At 37.4% G+C, this 16,616-nt stretch carries 20 protein-coding genes; 1 reads left to right on the forward strand and 19 read right to left on the reverse strand.

The features are described from left to right. Window positions 1-110: 110 nt before the first annotated feature. A complete protein-coding gene (locus tag AB1498_09115; GenBank protein ID MEW6088449.1) occupies window positions 111-347 on the forward strand; it encodes a hypothetical protein in 237 nt (78 codons plus the stop codon). 13 nt (window positions 348-360) lie between these two features. Here AB1498_09115 and AB1498_09120 read toward each other — a convergent pair whose 3' ends face one another. The 19 genes from AB1498_09120 to AB1498_09210 form a co-directional block, all read right to left on the reverse strand. After that, window positions 361-777 (reverse strand): hypothetical protein, encoded by a 417-nt coding sequence (locus AB1498_09120; protein ID MEW6088450.1) that lies wholly within the window; start codon window positions 775-777, stop codon window positions 361-363. A 39-nt stretch (window positions 778-816) separates the two neighbouring features. Continuing rightward, window positions 817-1,977, reverse strand: coding sequence for a hypothetical protein (locus tag AB1498_09125; protein MEW6088451.1), 1,161 nt, complete (start codon window positions 1,975-1,977; stop codon window positions 817-819). A 46-nt stretch (window positions 1,978-2,023) separates the two neighbouring features. Further along, entirely contained in the window at window positions 2,024-2,671 is a 648-nt protein-coding gene (locus AB1498_09130) for a V-type ATP synthase subunit D (GenBank protein MEW6088452.1), read from the reverse strand. 8 nt (window positions 2,672-2,679) lie between these two features. Then, window positions 2,680-4,077 (reverse strand): V-type ATP synthase subunit B, encoded by a 1,398-nt coding sequence (locus AB1498_09135; protein MEW6088453.1) that lies wholly within the window; start codon window positions 4,075-4,077, stop codon window positions 2,680-2,682. A gap of 3 nt (window positions 4,078-4,080) precedes the next feature. Continuing rightward, window positions 4,081-5,841, reverse strand: a complete 1,761-nt coding sequence (locus AB1498_09140; GenBank protein ID MEW6088454.1) for a V-type ATP synthase subunit A — start codon at window positions 5,839-5,841, stop codon at window positions 4,081-4,083. Window positions 5,842-5,869: 28 nt separating this feature from the next. Next, window positions 5,870-6,205, reverse strand: coding sequence for a V-type ATP synthase subunit F (locus AB1498_09145; protein MEW6088455.1), 336 nt, complete (start codon window positions 6,203-6,205; stop codon window positions 5,870-5,872). 16 nt (window positions 6,206-6,221) lie between these two features. Beyond that, window positions 6,222-7,598 (reverse strand): V-type ATPase subunit, encoded by a 1,377-nt coding sequence (locus tag AB1498_09150; GenBank protein ID MEW6088456.1) that lies wholly within the window; start codon window positions 7,596-7,598, stop codon window positions 6,222-6,224. After that, a complete protein-coding gene (locus AB1498_09155; protein ID MEW6088457.1) occupies window positions 7,588-8,178 on the reverse strand; it encodes a V-type ATP synthase subunit E in 591 nt (196 codons plus the stop codon). Before AB1498_09155 ends, AB1498_09150 begins: the two co-directional genes overlap by 11 nt. Window positions 8,179-8,201: 23 nt before the next feature. After that, on the reverse strand, window positions 8,202-8,432 hold the full coding sequence (locus AB1498_09160; protein MEW6088458.1) for an ATPase: 231 nt from the start codon (window positions 8,430-8,432) through the stop codon (window positions 8,202-8,204). A 68-nt stretch (window positions 8,433-8,500) separates the two neighbouring features. Next, complete coding sequence (locus tag AB1498_09165) at window positions 8,501-10,483, reverse strand: V-type ATPase 116kDa subunit family protein (protein MEW6088459.1); 1,983 nt, start codon at window positions 10,481-10,483, stop codon at window positions 8,501-8,503. Window positions 10,484-10,513: 30 nt separating this feature from the next. After that, entirely contained in the window at window positions 10,514-10,861 is a 348-nt protein-coding gene (locus tag AB1498_09170) for a hypothetical protein (protein ID MEW6088460.1), read from the reverse strand. Window positions 10,862-10,944: 83 nt separating this feature from the next. After that, window positions 10,945-11,076, reverse strand: coding sequence for a CcmD family protein (locus AB1498_09175; protein ID MEW6088461.1), 132 nt, complete (start codon window positions 11,074-11,076; stop codon window positions 10,945-10,947). 11 nt (window positions 11,077-11,087) lie between these two features. Next, a complete protein-coding gene (gene ccsA / locus AB1498_09180) occupies window positions 11,088-11,762 on the reverse strand; it encodes a cytochrome c biogenesis protein CcsA (protein ID MEW6088462.1) in 675 nt (224 codons plus the stop codon). A 2-nt stretch (window positions 11,763-11,764) separates the two neighbouring features. Next, on the reverse strand, window positions 11,765-12,445 hold the full coding sequence (locus AB1498_09185; GenBank protein ID MEW6088463.1) for a heme exporter protein CcmB: 681 nt from the start codon (window positions 12,443-12,445) through the stop codon (window positions 11,765-11,767). Beyond that, window positions 12,442-13,152: an ABC transporter ATP-binding protein gene (locus tag AB1498_09190; GenBank protein MEW6088464.1), complete on the reverse strand. Its 711-nt coding sequence runs from the start codon at window positions 13,150-13,152 to the stop codon at window positions 12,442-12,444. The genes AB1498_09185 and AB1498_09190 overlap by 4 nt, the downstream gene beginning before the upstream one ends. Next, window positions 13,136-13,468, reverse strand: coding sequence for a hypothetical protein (locus AB1498_09195; GenBank protein MEW6088465.1), 333 nt, complete (start codon window positions 13,466-13,468; stop codon window positions 13,136-13,138). Before AB1498_09195 ends, AB1498_09190 begins: the two co-directional genes overlap by 17 nt. After that, on the reverse strand, window positions 13,469-13,942 hold the full coding sequence (locus AB1498_09200) for a cytochrome c-type biogenesis protein CcmH (protein ID MEW6088466.1): 474 nt from the start codon (window positions 13,940-13,942) through the stop codon (window positions 13,469-13,471). Further along, a complete protein-coding gene (locus AB1498_09205; GenBank protein ID MEW6088467.1) occupies window positions 13,939-15,966 on the reverse strand; it encodes a heme lyase CcmF/NrfE family subunit in 2,028 nt (675 codons plus the stop codon). The genes AB1498_09200 and AB1498_09205 overlap by 4 nt, the downstream gene beginning before the upstream one ends. A gap of 21 nt (window positions 15,967-15,987) precedes the next feature. Continuing rightward, window positions 15,988-16,395, reverse strand: a complete 408-nt coding sequence (locus AB1498_09210) for a cytochrome c maturation protein CcmE (GenBank protein MEW6088468.1) — start codon at window positions 16,393-16,395, stop codon at window positions 15,988-15,990. Window positions 16,396-16,616: the final 221 nt, after the last annotated feature.

Genomic DNA, 16,616 nt, shown 5'->3' on the forward strand with positions numbered 1-16,616 from the left:
AATCTATAAGAAAGGTAGTGGATGAATTAAAAGACAAATGGGCAATTACTCTTAAAGATGAAATATCAGGCAATTCCTTAAAATTACTCCTCGATAAAAAACCGCACTAATTGGCAAACTCGGGAAAATTTACTTTTGCGGATACCCAGACCATTCATTGGATTTTAGGTGAAATATGGTCATTTATTGCACATGAAAATTGGGATAAAATCCTGTTCAGCGAGCTGGAATTAAAAGATATCCAAAGTATTTTAAAAATAGCTGATGAAATTACCAAACATAAAAAACCGGGCGGAGTAGGCTTAAACCAAATTCATAAAATACTTGAATCTAAGAAAATAAAATAGAAGTTGTTTCAAATTATTTTTTCATTTTTATTGTAAACAGCGGTTTGGCTGAGTTTTCTGTGTCTTTTTCCTCTTCGGCAGCTTTATCTTGTTTTTCAATTTTATCCTTTTTATTATTTTCCTTAATAGCATAAACTTTTTTCATTTCTTGTTCCAGAAATATTTCATATTTGGCCCTTGCCAGTTTTTCAGAATATTCTATCTGCGAAACTTTTTTAAAAATGCTGTCTTCATACCACATTTTTAATTCAATTTCACTTGCTTCCTGGGCTTTTTTCTTTATTTCCTTTTTTAATTTGTAACTCAGGTTGTCTTTTTTATTTGATAATTTTCTGCCGAATTGTATAAAACGAAAAAACAGTGATAATTTAAAATTTAAATATATAAAAAATACGACTAAATATAATAAAAAGAATTTTAAGCTAAACATTTAGCATCTTAATAAAATAAAATTTTAATAACAGAATTTTTATGAAAATTTAATAAATGATGCAGGTGGTTTTTTAAATATTTTCTTTTTTTTCGATGAAAAACCTAATGAAAATTTCGGTTTTGGCGGAGTCGGAGCCGACAATAATTCTACTATATAAATTACCAGGCCCTCTAAAATAGGAAATTTATAAGACTGATTATTTTCAAATATTTCTACTTCATCGTTATTTTTAAATATAAACGTTTTATCACCAAGAGAATCTTTTGATATTATCACATTCAGGTTTCTTTTTTCCAGCCTTGCGACTTCCAACAGGTTAATTGCAAAAGATAACGTTTCTATTTCATCCGGTCTTGATATTAAATTCCCGGCCCGGACATAAGCCGTCAGTTGTGTCCGGTAACTCCTGTCTTTCTTATATTCTTTTGCTTCCCTAATCAGCCAATTCAAATATAGCTCCCTGCGGTCTTGTGTGGCGTCGTTTATATAAAATATATTGTGTGAGAAGATATCTTCCTGGGCCTCCTCTTTTTTAGTGACCACCTTGTTTTCCTGCGCTTCTTTGATGTTGGAACGGACATATGTTTTTATTAATTCCCTGTATTTAGGGTTCTGCAATTTTTCAGATAATTGCAATAATTTATTGTCATCAATATTTTGTAAATATACCGGTGCTAAATCATGGCCCCTGGCTGCTTCCAGGACCGGTTCTATTTTCTTAAGAAAACCGTTTATAATAAGTATAATTTTACTGACAATCGCTTTTATCTGTTTTTTAATATCATTAGTATACTTATCTTTTATTAAATCTTCAAAATCCGCATTTTTATATTCAATTAAAAAAGTATAGGAGTTTACAAAAAATCTCTCTATTTTTTTATTTCCTTTAATTATCTTTAGTTCATTAATTATTTTTTCAGTGATCCAATATGAATCAATTGAATGGTCTTTTGAAAAAGATTGTATATTTTTAAACGAATAATGGTCATATAAGCCTTCAATGAAAAAATAATTAATCCATAATTCGGTGGGAAATTCTTCTATAGGTTTTAAAACGGGATTCTGGAGGTAAAACAAGCTGAATAAATCAGTTTTAAGATTCAATTCATTTATATCGCCCGAGGGAGACGTATTTACACTATTAAAGATATCTGTTATCTGTGATGTAACGGATACTATAAGCCTGTCCTGTCCCATTTAAATATTCCTCCATATTAAAATATAAGCAAATTATATAATGTTGTTATTTGGATATATTTTTCTTTGTTTTCTCAATAGCTTTTTTCACTTTCTTTAGGCGAAATAAATCTTCCCTGGCCCGTTCTTCCAGTGTCATTTTAATGTAACTTACCTGTAATCTCAGCGCGGGCACGACAATATGTTCAAGGGCGTTCACACGGCGGTTAGTTTTTTGAATTTCCTCGCCGAGACGGCGGAGCCTTGTTTCAATATGGGCGTTATCGATAATAACATCCACAATTTTTTCGAATTTTTCAGCTGTTTCACTGATACGGCTGCTCACCCCCGTAATACTATATCCTCTTGAAAACTGGTCTCTCAGAGGACTTACCCCTTTAGTCACAACAGGCAGCGGCACACCCATTACCTGGGTCCCCGTAATTGTAGCTGTAACATTTGCTTTTGTCGCAAAACTGGCAGACTTTACGGTTATCATTCCATCAACTGCCTGCGCTGTGGCAAGCGCATATTGCCCTTCAGCCAAAGCGCGCTGTAAAAAATTACTCATACGCAGTGCGTGGTCGAGGACTTTCATAAATTCCATCATCAGGGCATCGCGCTTTTGTTTTAAAAGCTCCTTACCCTGGTTCGCCAGGTTTATCTGGGTTTTTTTCTGCAACAGTTCTGTTCTTGTTGGACTGGATTGCTCCATGAATATTTTTACTCCGTTTTCGCCTTAACACGGTATTTTGCAAGGTGTTCTTTTTTAACTTGTTTTAATTCGCCGTCCGGGTAAATCGAAACTAATTCCCAGCCTAAATTTAACGTCTGCTCGATAGCCCTGTCGTCGCCCCCCTGTGATATAAAGAACTTCTCAAAATCATCGGCAAATTTTAAATGCTTGCGGTCTAATTCTGAAAGTGCTTCCTCACCGACAATAGCGACTAACCTTCTTAAATCGCGTCCCTGGGCATAACTCGCATATAACTGGTTCGCGATACCCCTGTGGTCTTCCCTTGTTTTTCCTTCGCCTATTCCCATATTCATTAGACGCGAAAGGCACGGCAAAACATCTATCGGAGGAAACAATCCCCTCCTGAATAATGAACGGCTTAGAACTATTTGCCCTTCTGTTATATAGCCAGTTAAATCCGGAATTGGATGCGTAATATCGTCATCAGGCATTGTTAAAATAACAAGCTGTGTTATTGATCCTTTTCTGCCTTTGATCCTGCCCGCCCTTTCATATATTGTTGAAAGGTCAGTATACATGTACCCGGGATAACCGCGTCTTCCGGGGACCTCTTCTCTTGCAGTCGAAATTTCCCTAAGCGCCTCACAATAGTTTGTCATATCTGTCAAAATTACAAGGACCTGCATGTCCTGCTTAAAAGCAAGATACTCAGCTACCGTTAAAGCACAGCGGGGTGTGACTATTCTTTCAATAGTAGGGTCATCGGCAAGGTTTAGGAAAAATACGACCTTCTGTAGGGCGCCTGTTTGTTCAAAATTTTTCTGAAAAAATGACGCTTCCCTGTTTGTTATTCCCATGGCGCCGAATACAATAGCAAATTCCTCGCCGCTTTTAACTTTCGCCTGTTGTATAATTTGCGCGATTAATTCATTCGCGGGGAGGCCCGAACCTGAAAATATCGGAAGTTTTTGCCCTCTGACCAGGGTGTTTAACCCGTCTATGGCTGATATCCCTGTTTGTATAAAATCCCTCGGTTCGGCCCTCGAATATGGATTTATCGGGGACCCGGATATTTCAAGCATCTCTTCGGGAATTATTTCAGGGCCGCCGTCAATGGGCTTTCCAAATCCGTTTAATACCCTGCCCATCAGGTCCACAGAAACACCTATTTTCGCGACCTCGCCTTTAAATTTAGCAGACGTTTTATCCGCGTCAATACCCTGTGTTCCCTCAAATATCTGCACGCAGGCCATTTCTTCAGAAATCTCCAGCACCTGCCCGTTTCTCATTTTCCCATCAGGCAGGGTAACCTCAACCATTTCACCGTAAGAAATCCCTTTTATTCCCTTTAAAAATATTAAAGGCCCTGTCACATAATTAATTGTCCGATATTCGCTTGTAACTAGTTTTATTTTATTTGACATTTTTTATAATACCTCCAATGCAACAATATCTGTGGTTATTTTTTCGGCAAAATGATTCAGCACTTCTTCTGCTTTGTCCAAAGGTATCTCCTTCATTCTCGCGATTTCATTTTTTATCGGCAATGAAAATATTTGCTGCAGGGTCACGCCTCGTTCAATCGCTTCAGAAGTCGCGTTATAAAAATTAATAATTACTTTCAGCATTAAATATTGTTTTCTTGGCGAGCAATATGCGTCTATTTCATGGAAAGCAAATTGCTGAAGGAAATCTTCCCTTAATATTTTTGTGGTCTCCAATATTATCTTTTCTGTTTCAGGCAGGGCGTCAGGCCCTACTAGCTGCACAATTTCCTGGAGCTCCACTTCTTTTTGCAGGAGGAACATTGCTTTATCTCTTAATTCTTTCCAGTCAGCGGACACATTTGTTAAATACCAATTCTGCACCTGGTCCACATACAATGTGTAACTTTTAATCCAATTGATGGCGGGGAAATGCCTTCTATGTGCAAGATTCGCGTCTAATGCCCAGAATGCCCCGGAAATCCGGAGGGAATTCTGTGTCATTGGTTCAGAAAAATCTCCGCCGGGAGGTGAGACGGCCCCGACTACCGTAATCGAACCCGAACGTTCACTTTTGCTTGAAAGGCATATGACCCTCCCGCTTCTCTCATAAAAATTGGCAAGACGCGTGGCAAGATAAGCGGGGTAGCCTTCTTCCCCCGGCATTTCCTCAAGACGGCCTGACACTTCACGCAGGGCCTCACCCCAGCGGGATGTTGAGTCCGCCATCATCGCCACATCATACCCCATGTCCCTGAAATATTCAGCCAGGGTTATTCCTGTATAAATAGACGCTTCACGGGCGGCAACAGGCATATTAGAAGTATTAGCAACAAGAATCGTTCTCTGCATTAAAGGAACACCTGTTTTAGGATCAACCAGCTGCGGAAATTCAACCAATACTTCGGTCATTTCATTCCCGCGTTCACCGCACCCTACATAAACAATAATATCGGCGTCCGCCCATTTAGCCAATGACTGCTGTGTCACTGTCTTGCCGCTTCCAAACGGCCCGGGAATAATCGCGTTCCCGCCTTTAGCTATGGGGAAAAAAGTATCAAAAATCCTCATCCCTGTTAAAAATGGAAAATCCGGGTCCAATTTCTTTTTATACGGCCTCGCGTTGCGCACAGGCCATTCCTGTTTCATTTTTATTTCAAAATTATTATCCAGTACAGCAATTGTATCATTTATCGTATATTCGCCTTTTTTAACTATTTTTACAACCTTGTGCAGTTTTTCCAATGCGGGCGGGACCATTATACGGTGTTCAAAAGTCCCGTTTTCCATAACAATTCCAACCAAATCCCCGCTGCCAATTTCATCGCCTACATTAACTTTGGGTTCAAAAACCCATTTTTTATTTATATCCAGGGCGGTAACACTTACGCCTCTTGAAATAAATTCTCCATAACTTTTTGCGATCTCAGGCAGCGGGCGCTGGATCCCGTCATATATGGATGTTAAAAGACCCGGCCCCAATTCAATCTTTAACGGTTGTTCGGTACTTATAACTGATTCTCCGATAATCAAGCCCGAAGTGTCTTCATATACCTGTATTGTCGCCTTGTCACCTTCCAGGCGGATGATTTCACCAATCAAATTCATTTCACCTACTTTTACGACATCATACATCCTTGCCCCTGTCATTTCTTTCGCGATAACAACAGGCCCTGATATTTTTGATATTTTTCCTTTCAGCATATTTTCCCTTTAATCCTTTAATAAATTGTTATGTTTTTCTTAATGAAATATCAAATCCAACTGCTTTACGGATCAAACGCGCTAAATAGCTTCGCCGTGCGTCACCGACAGCCTCGATCTTCTCTTTTACAGGCAAAGCGACAACAATTGGTTTATAGGCGCGGTCAATTTTCTCCTGTGTACGCTGATCTATCGCAGATATAAAGCTTTCATTTAAACCAATAATACCTATTGTATCGTCATTCAGAAGGGTAATAAGAATACGTTTTGCTTCTTCGCTGTTTGAAGCTTCATATGACTCAATACCGGCCAATCTAAATCCATATACCGTGTCTTTATCGGAAATCACGACAACTTTGTACAAAATTACTCCTTAAATATTATACTAAAACCAATTTATCCCTGATTTTTGTTTCGGGCATGCCGATCTTCTTACAGCGCATAATTATTCGCAGGTTTACAACTTCATTGTATTTTCTCCAGATATACCCGATTGGAATACCCACAGATAAAGAATTTTTGTTGTAAATGCTTATGCCTTTTTTTATCAGCATTTCTTCTATTTTTCTCTCAAGAATTGACATTGAATTATATTCTAAATAACGCTGTAAAACACTCTTTAAAATCACGCCAAAAGATGTAGATTCAAGCTCTTTCAAAACCTTCTCCACATCCATAATCAGACATAACTTAACAAATTTTTTTTCACTTATTTCCCTGCCGCCATGGACAAAATATTCCCTAATGCTTTTTACCACCTCAGTTTTATCAAACACTTTTATTTTTTCAAAACCCTCACCGTATATGGTTTTCGGGTCTAAAGCTTTTCTTCTGAAATCCAAACCATTATCAGATTCTTTAAGCCTCTTGCCGATTAAATCAACGGTATTTTTAAAAATCCTGCTTAAAATGGTAGTCTCTGATTTCGTGGGGAAAATTATTCCTCCCGCCTTTTGTTCCTTGGTCAGCCTGCTCCAAAATGTATCTTCCTCTTTTGGAATTACATAATCAGATTTGTTTATTTTTGTTTCACCGGACCTTTTCTGCATTAAATCCTCGAGATCCATTAATTGCAATCTTAATATTGTAATCGTATTGATTGCATCGACTTCATAAGTAATCAAATCTTCCAATATTTTGCAATCATAGCTTCTGTTTTTTACTATATCAAGAACATATTGATAATACATTTTATAAAGAGACAGTTCAAGAACAGACGGATTATTCTGTTCAATATATTCCTTGTATTTTTTTATCAAAGCTTTACCGTAAGGCGACCCCCATGTAGCTAAAAGGTCTATTATTTCTTTTACCGTATTTTGCTGGTTTAATTGGTCTAAAAATGGCGTGTCTAATTCTCCGGCGGGAATAAGGCTTTCAGAAATCTGTTCTTCTGTCGCTTTGATATGCTTGCCTCTAATCAAGGTAATTATATTATGAAGGTCCCATCTTCCAAGCAAAAGTAAAATTAGATCATGAGGCTCTCCAGCAGTAAAATTTAATATTCTCCTGAAATTGCGAGATAAATTCCTCTTGAGAGCCTCATCGACTCCCGACATTCCAGATTTTGAAATAACACATTCATCTATTTCCGTTCTGTATGGTGATTTTTCAAGAAGATTTACAAGGCTCATGAATTCCTTGGTATGCAGCAATTCTTCATAAAAATCACGGTTAAGCAGAACGCTTTTCATCGCTCTCACGCGCGCGTTTATATATCCGTAGTTGTCAATATGCGCAAGAGATCTAGGCTTCACTGAAAAGTACCTCGTTGAGCTGTGTTTTCAAAAACTCTTTCGATTTGAATAAACGCGATTCAAGATTGTTCGAAACACGTATTCGATCATTATCAACATTTAAAGACAAGCCGCCTAAATAATTTTTCCCTGCCGCAACCGGATAACTTAAATTGAGTTCTTTTAGAATACCAGATATCAATTCTTTATCTTTTTGATTTACTTCCACAACTATTCTGTCTCCCTTAATCGCATCTAAAGATTCAACCAATAAATTTTTTAATATTTTTTTATAAATTTCTTGATTGTTATGAATATCTTTCAGATGTTTCTCCAAATCAGAATAAATTTTAGAAATAAATTCTTCCTTGGTTCTTGTAACCGCCTTCTTGCGGTTCAGGTCTGTTTCAATTTGAATTCTGGCCGCGTCGCCTTTCAGCTTTAAATCCATCTTTTCAATATGAAACATCTTTAAATTATTGGCTTCTTCTTCCGCTTCTTTAATGATTTGCTCGGCGTCTTTTTGCGCTTTATTAATCAGATCGTCGCGCAAACGCTTAGCTTCCTCTTCAAGTGTTTCAAACACCTTCTCAAGTGACATATTTTACTCTCCTATTGCATAGTCTATTTTACAAAGAATAGAATCATCGCGCCGACAACAAAACCTAAAACGACCATTGTTTCCGGTATAGCCACCAAAATAAATACCGTACCAGATAATTCAGGTTTTTCCGCCATGGCTCCGCAGCCAGCCTGGCCGATTTTGCCCTGTGTCATTGCTGTCGCGATAGCTGTTAACGCAACCGATAACATCGCCGCAAACGCCACACCTACTTTAAGGACTACGTCCGACATCGCGTACGTACCGACCGCTGCTGCCTGAGTAGCGGCTTCTGCAACTGCTTGTACTGGTTCTGACATAATTATTCACCTCCAATCTTTTTAAAGGGTTTGTATTCCGTATCTGCTGGTTCATAGAATTTCGAAAAACATTCAACCAGGTGTAAACGCAAAGTGTGTATTGACGGGCTGAATGAGCTTACGATTATGTTGATTGAGTGGAGCAAAATGGCAAGCACCACACCGACAATTTTCATCCCAATGCCGCCCATCCCGCCGATTTGGATCCCCAGCTGATTGGCAACAACGCCGAGGATCACCCCGGCAAGACCGATTGCCATAATACGGGCGTATGAAAAAGTGTTGCTGAAAGTGCCAAGGATCTCTACGATTCCTTTTATCCCGCCGCCCTTCGCGGCAAGAACGACCCCTACAGCTATCATTATCCCGCCTATTGTTTTGAGTATCTCGATTCCGTTCAATATCCCCGCGATTAAAATCACCGGTCCAAGGATAATAGTGGTGAATATCCCGGCTTTTTCATAAGTATGTTCTTTATTATGTTCCCTTATGCCGTTGATCATGCCGAATATCAAACCGAAACCGATGTGTATGACACCCATGATAATCGCCAATACCAGGAGCTGGCTCATAAACACCATCCTGTTTAAAGGAAAAGGTACCCCAAAAACGTTATAGGTCGGTAAATGTATTTTAAGGTGCTCAAGCACCAGCTCGAGCCCGTTGCCAAACGCTTCGAGGTACATGATACCCCAGATTATTGCACCGATGGAGGATATTCTCAACACCTTGGAAAACACCATAAAAACATCGTCGCCTTTGGATGCTTTTTTAAGCAGATAAGCAATATACAGCATAATTAAACCGTAGCCGATGTCTCCCACCATCATTCCAAAAATAATAGGGAAAAATATAGCCATAAAAACTGTCGGATCTATCCCCCCGTATTTTGGTTTTTTCACAAAAGAATAAAAGAATTCAAAAGGTTTCGCCCATGCAGGGTTAACAAGCGCGACTGGAGCGTTCTCCAGGTCATGATGCGAATTATCAAGCTTTAATATCGCGACTTTCCCAAAGAATTCATTAATTAAATCATTTTTACATTTCTCAAATTCTTTTTCAGGTATCCATCCGGTAATAATAAAAGTATGCCCTGTGCTTCCAAATTGCGGAATGACTTTTATTTCTTCATCTTTGTCCCTTAAAACATTCCTGACGGCAATTACGCGATGGTGCCAGGTAGCGGATATATTTTCCAGTTCATTATTGATTCCCTTCAATTCCTCGGGTATTTGTTTTCTTCTTTCATTAATTTTGACAAGCGCGTTTTCAAAAGAATCTTTAGCGACTTCTTCGGGTAGTTTTATTTCATTGACTTTTTCCATTGAAAAGAAATCGTGGACGGATTTTGAATAAATTTTGTTGTAGATTATGATAATACCTATATTTTTATTATCAACAGGGGCGGAAACCAGATGGCATTGTTTTTTACATATAATTTCAAGCTCTTCTTTCAGGCCGTCAATAGCGGCCTTGTTTTCTATATCAAGGAGAAGCGCTATTGATTCGAAACCTTCGGTAGTGCAAATTTGTTTTGCCAGCGGCTGAATTTTTTCCAATATCGGCTCGTATTTCGAATAAACCGACATCTTGGCTTCCAGGTCGTTCTTTTTCTCATAAAGCTCCGTGGCTTTTATTTTTACGCCGTCAAATATTATATCAACCTCTTTTAACAAATCGTCAAAGGATTTGTTCCACAATTCTTTATAATGGGCCCTGGTTTTTTCTCTATCTATTTTTGTGTCTTTTAAGGTTATTATTATGCCGTTTACTTTTGTCAAAGCCGATTCAATTCTTTTCTTTTTTTCAGCTAAAATCGGTTCAACAACCATTGGGGTCATATAGGATTCTTCTTCATGTGTTTCATTTATTTCACGCGTAATATTTTCAACATGAAGGGTACCTACCTGATGCATATAACTTACAACATCGAGAAAAATAGTTTTTGGACCTACGACCTGCACCTTCGCCATTTTTAAATGCATAATAAGCCCCCTTTTTTATTTATTATTAAATTAAACGTTCGGGATAATCTCTTTAAGCAAAAATTCATACGCCTTCTTATAATTTTTCTCTGCGATATTTTTAGCTTTTACTGTCTCATTATTATCAAATTTATTTTTATCTTTCAGGAGTAAAGAAAACTTTTGCTTATAATATGTTTCTGCCTCTTTTAATGCTTCATCCTTGGCGTTGCTTTTAATTTCATTGGATTTCTTTCGCGCGTCGGCGATAATCATTTCGGCTTGTTTTTTTGCTTCAAGGTATTTCCCGCTGAATTCCAATTCTTTTTCTTTAATTTTTTTCAGCGGACTTTCTGATTTGTGGGGTGGATTTTTATCATGACCGTTATTTTTAGACATTAATCATCTCCTCAATTTTCCCAATTAATTATAAAATAAAGTTAAATAGTATATCACTATAAAAAATAACTGTCAAGCTAAATTTAATCTTTATCTTTAATTTTTTCGATTTTTTGAATTATTTTATATTGTTTATTACCTATAAAAAACAGGTAAAAACTAATAAAAATCCAGATTAAACTATATGCCGCAAAAAGATATTCAAAATTTTGCATTTACCGCGCTCCTATTTTTTATTTTCCAATTCATCTTTGATTAAATCTATACTTACATTAAGTATTATAACTGATAAATAAAGAAAAGTAAATCCAATAATTGAAATAATCAATGTTTTCAGCATAACGGGGTCAAGCCCCCCCTTTTTACTCGCTATGACCGCCTGGGGGTGTATTGTTCTCCACCAGCGTATCGACATATATACTATCGGCACATCTATAAATCCTATAATCCCGAAAACCGCTGAAGCTTTCGCCCCTTTCACCTCATTTTCAGTAAAAGGCCTTATAAAAATATAAGCCATATATATCATCCATAACACCAGGGTCGTAGTCAGCCTCGCGTCCCACGACCACCACGCGTTCCAAATCGGACGGGCCCAGATAGGCCCTGTTATTAATACGATAGTACAGAATATTATTCCTATCTCCGCGGATGAATGGGCGACAATATCCCATATTTTTTCTTTTTTCCATAAAAATATAATGCTTGAAATAAAAACGATAAAAAAGGAAAAAAAGGAAAGCCACGCGGAAGCGACATGGAAATAGAATATTTTTTGTATAATGCCCATTGTTTCCTCGACAGGCGATAAAATAAAAATATAATAAAGGGAAGCCTCAATCGTGACAAATGTAACCCCCAGAAGAAACAAATACAACCTGTAAAAATATTTATTCAGCATAATTATTCCTCAATCAAATATTCAAAGGTAAGATAAGATACTACTATAAATATTATATCAAAAGCAATAACTAATTTTATCCATGAAGTTATCTCTTCAAGTGTTTTACCTTCTAAAATACCGGACGTTGTTTTTACTGAAGCTAAAATCACAGGAACCATAATCGGGAACAATAAAATAGGAAGCATGATTTCTCTTGTTCTTGTGTTTACCGCCATCGCGCTTAACGCCGTGCCCAGTCCTGAAATTCCCGCGATACTCAGAAAAAAGATTAATATTAACTTAGGAAGAAATAAAAAAATATTTATATTATAAAAAACCGTAAATACAGGGAGGCTTAATCCGACCACTATGAAAATAAACACCATATTGCCTATCATCTTCGCGAGATAAATCGCGCCCCTGTCAATGGGGCTCAGCATAAGCCCTGAAATACAATTATTTTCTCTTTCAGGAAGAAAGGTCCGGTTTAATCCTAAAATACTTGAAAAAATATACGCGACCCAGAGTATCCCGGGAGATATTTCATTAATATAGGACGCTCCCGGTTCAAAAGTGAAATTAAAAATCACAAACACCAGAATGGTGAAGATAATTATCGAACTTACTGTTTCTTTCGACCTGAATTCGCTGATTACATCTTTATATACTATCGCCCAGATTACATTGAAATAATTTTTCATTTTTTATTTATGCATTGCAAATAAAGGTTAAATATATTTTCTTTTCTTATATTGTTTTTATCTTCCAGCAATTTTATCTGTCCATTGACAAGGATAGCAATTTTTGTCGCTGTTGTCCATCCTTTTTCAAGATCATGTGTCGTGACAATCACGGTCTTTTTTTCCGTGTGAAAGTTTTGGAGGATATTTGTCAGCAAATCTGACGCCTGCGGGTCCAGGCCGGTATAAGGCTCATCCAGGAATATTATCCTGGGGTCATGCAATATGGATCTTGCTATCGCGAGCCTCTGGCTCATCCCTCGTGAAAATGTGCGCACTAACGTATCCCTGTGGACCGCCAGGTTAAATTTTTCCAAAAGACAGCTTACTCTTTCTCCCAGATTATCAATACAATACAATTTCCCGTAAAAAACAAGGTTTTCCTCGGCGGTCAGGTTCCCGTATAAAAAAGAATCGTGAGAAATAATACCTATATTTTTGCGTATCGACGGTTTATCGTCATTTATTGATATTCCGCATATTTTCACATCACCGCAGGATGGATGCAGAAGAGTCGACATAATTTTAAGGAGGGTCGATTTGCCGGCGCCGTTTGGGCCGAAAAGGGTGAGAGATTCTCCGTCACATAAATTCAAATTTACACTGTCAAGGGCAACTTTTTTACCAAAATATTTTGATACATTTTTGACTTCAATTACACTGTCCATTATTCGTTAATATTGTGGTGCCGGGTTTTAAACTTGTTTTTATCTGGTCTATTTTCTGGTAAATTAAAATAACTTTTGTTTTATATTCTTCTTTTAATTTCGCGAAATCATTATCTGAAATTTTACCTGTTTTATATTCAAATTCTAAATCCTTCAATAAATTAAAAATCACCATTTTATGTTCCTGTAACTCTTTTATTTTCTCATCTTCCGGCGCTTCCCGCAAAAATTCATTTTTTGAAGGACCAAAGAAAATCGGCGAAAGGACATATAATATGCTGATTAGTAAAAGTACTGATAAGATTACTATAACCATTTATTCCCCTCTTTTAAAATTTTCATATTCCTCATTAAATTTTTTTTCATAACCGGACAGCCCTTCCGAAGTTACTTTTTCCTTTTCCAATTGTGAATTTATTTCACCCCGTTTAATCCACTTTTCTATATATATGTATATTATGACAAATACCAGAAGTAACCCGAATATCGGCACTAAATAAGAGGTCCTGCCAAACCCCCTGCCGGTGGCGTTAACCAATGAACTTAAGCCGTATTGACTTACAAAGGCGTCCAGGATTTCATCTTTTGTCTTGCCCTCACCAACCAGTCTCTGCAATAGAGAAAGCATTTCTTCATGCTTTGGACAGCCGTGCTGGTGTTCCAAACTTTCCTGGTCATCAGGGCATTTAATCTCTGGAAGCATTTCATCAACTGTAACCGCGGACACCTTATTTTGTGAAGAATAGACTGCGAAAAATAATAGAATCAAGAACACCCGTTTTATGTTCACTTTATCTCCTGGTTATTTTCTATGTTAAAATTAACGGCGCTATTTACAGCCGGGTTTATCTTTTTGCCGTTTGGCCAGAAAGCTATCACAGTTCCTATAAAAATTACTATCCCCCCTAACCACATCCATATAACTAACGGATTTACCAACACTTTAAAACTGGCCACTCCTGAATTAAGATTATACCCGCCGAGAATTACATACAAATCCTCAAGCAGTGTTGACGCGATTGATACCTCTGTGGACGGCTGTTCGCTGTTCGGGAAGAAATTCTTTTCCGGGCGCAGCCTGTATAATGGCTTATTATTTTTATAAACTTTTAACTGCGCGTAAACTATTTCTTTTGTATTAGAGGGCAAATATTTTATATCTTCATATAATAACTTATACCTGCCTATTTCAAAAGTTTCGCCCGGTTTTATTCCCTTGGTGTCTTTCTCCAGGGAATAAGCCCCTATACCTGTCATTCCTACATACATCATGACTATACCAATGTGAACGATGTAACCCCCGTATCTCCTTTTATTTTTCCATATAAGCGTAAAAAATGAAATAAAATAGTTCCTGCCGGTATTTTCTTTTCTCACAACTGTGCCCCTGAACAATTCCATGAAAATAGCCATTATCACAAAAACTATAAAGGCGGCAGGTATTAAAGCGATTATTTTCCGGACACCCATGGCGTAAAAAATTACTGTTAATACGCCTGAAACAATTATTGGAAAAATAAAATTCTTTTTAAAATTCTGTAATGAAGTTTTTCCCCATGAAATCAAGGGGCAAATTGCCATCAAAATTAAAAGAATTATCCCGAGCGGGACATTTACCTTGTTAAAATATGATATGCCGAGTGTTAATTTGCTTCCCGTGATTAATTCAGAAAAAACAGGGAACATCGTCCCCCAGAATGTTACAAAGAAAATACCTACCAGGACAAAATTATTAAAAAGAAACATGCTCTCCTTGGATATCATTGATTCCATTTCATTTTGGTTTTTCAGATAATTTTTACGGATTATCAGTAAAAGAAACGGCCCCAGGAGGCATAAAACTATGAAGCTTATAAAATACGGGCCGACGCCTGTTTCTCCAAAAGCGTGCACTGAGGACAACACTCCGCTGCGGGTAAGAAATGTCCCAAATATGCATAGCGTAAATGTTAAAATTATTAAAGCCATGTTCCATATTTTCAACATCTCTTTCTTTTCCTGTATCATCGCGGAATGCAAAAAAGCGGTCCCGACAAGCCACGGCATAAGCGAGGCGTTTTCAATCGGGTCCCATGCCCAATATCCCCCCCACCCTAATTCAACATACGCCCACTGTGCTCCCAGAAGGATTCCAAGACTCAGAAAGAACCATGAAAAAAGGGACCATCTCCTGATACTTTTTATCCATTCATTGTCTAATTTTTTACTTATAAGAGCGGCAATCGCGAAAGCGAATGGGATTGTATAGCCAACATAGCCTATGAAAAGTGTCGGGGGATGCCATATCATCCCGGGGTTTTGCAAAAGCGGGTTTAAGCCATATCCGTCCGGGGGAACAAAACTTTTTCCTGTTACCGAATCAAATGTCTTTGAAAACGGGTCGGCGACCCTGATTAGCACAAAAAGGAAAAAAAACTGGACAAAAGACACAATGGAAATAACATAAGGAAAAAATTCTATGTCTTTTTTCCTGTTTGACAAAATCAACACAGCATTGAACAGGGACAATGTCCACCCCCAGAAAAGAAGCGAACCTTTCTGCCCCGCCCAGAAGGCTGAAATAGTGTAAGTGAGTGAAAGAGACCTGTTTGAATGCTGATAGATATATTCTATGCTGAAATCCCTTTTGATAAAAGAATAAAGCAATAAAAGAGAACTCAAAGTGACAAAAACAGAACTGACAATTAAACTGTTTTTTGAACTTTTCACCAGGGGATAAGATTTAAAATTTATACCGAATATTACTATGACAAAAGTATACAGGGAAAAAATTGCGGAAATGATCAGCGAGTAATAACCCAATGTTGGTATCATAAATTTGTTTTCTTTCTTTTTTTAATTTTTCTTGGCTTCATATTTAGACGGACACTTGGCCAGCAGGGTCTTGGCATGAAATATTTTATCACCTGAGAATTTCCCTTCAACAATAGCCGTTACACCCTCTTTAAACGTGTCAGGCAGCGTTCCATGATATTCTATTAACAGCTTCTCCCGGGTTTTTTCATCCTCCATTTCAAATTTCAAATCCAGATTGTCCTCGTTCCAATTTATAGAATTCTCTGCCACTTTGCCGCCGATACGGATTCCTTTGTCTCCCGGCGATTGGCCTTTTGATAAAACCTCGCTTACCGTGTAATAATAGACCATAGTATCTCTCATGCCCGCGTATATCAAATATCCAATCGCGATAATGATTATAAGAGAACCAATTATGACTTTTTTTTGTTTAGCTGTTAAATTCATATAATAATATAGAAAATATATTCTATTATATTCAGGAAACCATGTCAATAATTTATTATAAATTAATTTCTGTTAGCGTGACATTAGAATTTTATTAAAATATTCTAATCTCCGGCTTTTCAATCCTTGTTGCTTAAACAGAAAGTTTATCATGGATTACCTGAAAAAGCAATTGAATTGTGCGGGGGCTGGTCTATAACGCAAAAAGTATGGTTAATTCA

The sequence above is a fragment of the bacterium genome, assembly GCA_040754625.1.
GTDB lineage: Bacteria > JACRDZ01 > JAQUKH01 > JAQUKH01 > JAQUKH01 > JAQUKH01.

Coding starts and splice junctions, on each gene's coding strand:
- AB1498_09135 (MEW6088453.1), bottom strand. CDS start 4,077: ATGTCAAATAAAATAAAACTAGTTACAAGCGAATATCGGACAATTAAT.
- AB1498_09210 (MEW6088468.1), bottom strand. CDS start 16,395: ATGAATTTAACAGCTAAACAAAAAAAAGTCATAATTGGTTCTCTTATA.
- AB1498_09125 (MEW6088451.1), bottom strand. CDS start 1,977: ATGGGACAGGACAGGCTTATAGTATCCGTTACATCACAGATAACAGAT.
- AB1498_09190 (MEW6088464.1), bottom strand. CDS start 13,152: ATGGACAGTGTAATTGAAGTCAAAAATGTATCAAAATATTTTGGTAAA.
- AB1498_09155 (MEW6088457.1), bottom strand. CDS start 8,178: ATGTCACTTGAGAAGGTGTTTGAAACACTTGAAGAGGAAGCTAAGCGT.
- ccsA (MEW6088462.1), bottom strand. CDS start 11,762: ATGCTGAATAAATATTTTTACAGGTTGTATTTGTTTCTTCTGGGGGTT.
- AB1498_09160 (MEW6088458.1), bottom strand. CDS start 8,432: ATGTCGGACGTAGTCCTTAAAGTAGGTGTGGCGTTTGCGGCGATGTTA.
- AB1498_09175 (MEW6088461.1), bottom strand. CDS start 11,076: ATGCAAAATTTTGAATATCTTTTTGCGGCATATAGTTTAATCTGGATT.
- AB1498_09165 (MEW6088459.1), bottom strand. CDS start 10,483: ATGCATTTAAAAATGGCGAAGGTGCAGGTCGTAGGTCCAAAAACTATT.
- AB1498_09185 (MEW6088463.1), bottom strand. CDS start 12,445: ATGAAAAATTATTTCAATGTAATCTGGGCGATAGTATATAAAGATGTA.
- AB1498_09130 (MEW6088452.1), bottom strand. CDS start 2,671: ATGGAGCAATCCAGTCCAACAAGAACAGAACTGTTGCAGAAAAAAACC.
- AB1498_09195 (MEW6088465.1), bottom strand. CDS start 13,468: ATGGTTATAGTAATCTTATCAGTACTTTTACTAATCAGCATATTATAT.
- AB1498_09170 (MEW6088460.1), bottom strand. CDS start 10,861: ATGTCTAAAAATAACGGTCATGATAAAAATCCACCCCACAAATCAGAA.
- AB1498_09140 (MEW6088454.1), bottom strand. CDS start 5,841: ATGCTGAAAGGAAAAATATCAAAAATATCAGGGCCTGTTGTTATCGCG.
- AB1498_09120 (MEW6088450.1), bottom strand. CDS start 777: ATGTTTAGCTTAAAATTCTTTTTATTATATTTAGTCGTATTTTTTATA.
- AB1498_09205 (MEW6088467.1), bottom strand. CDS start 15,966: ATGATACCAACATTGGGTTATTACTCGCTGATCATTTCCGCAATTTTT.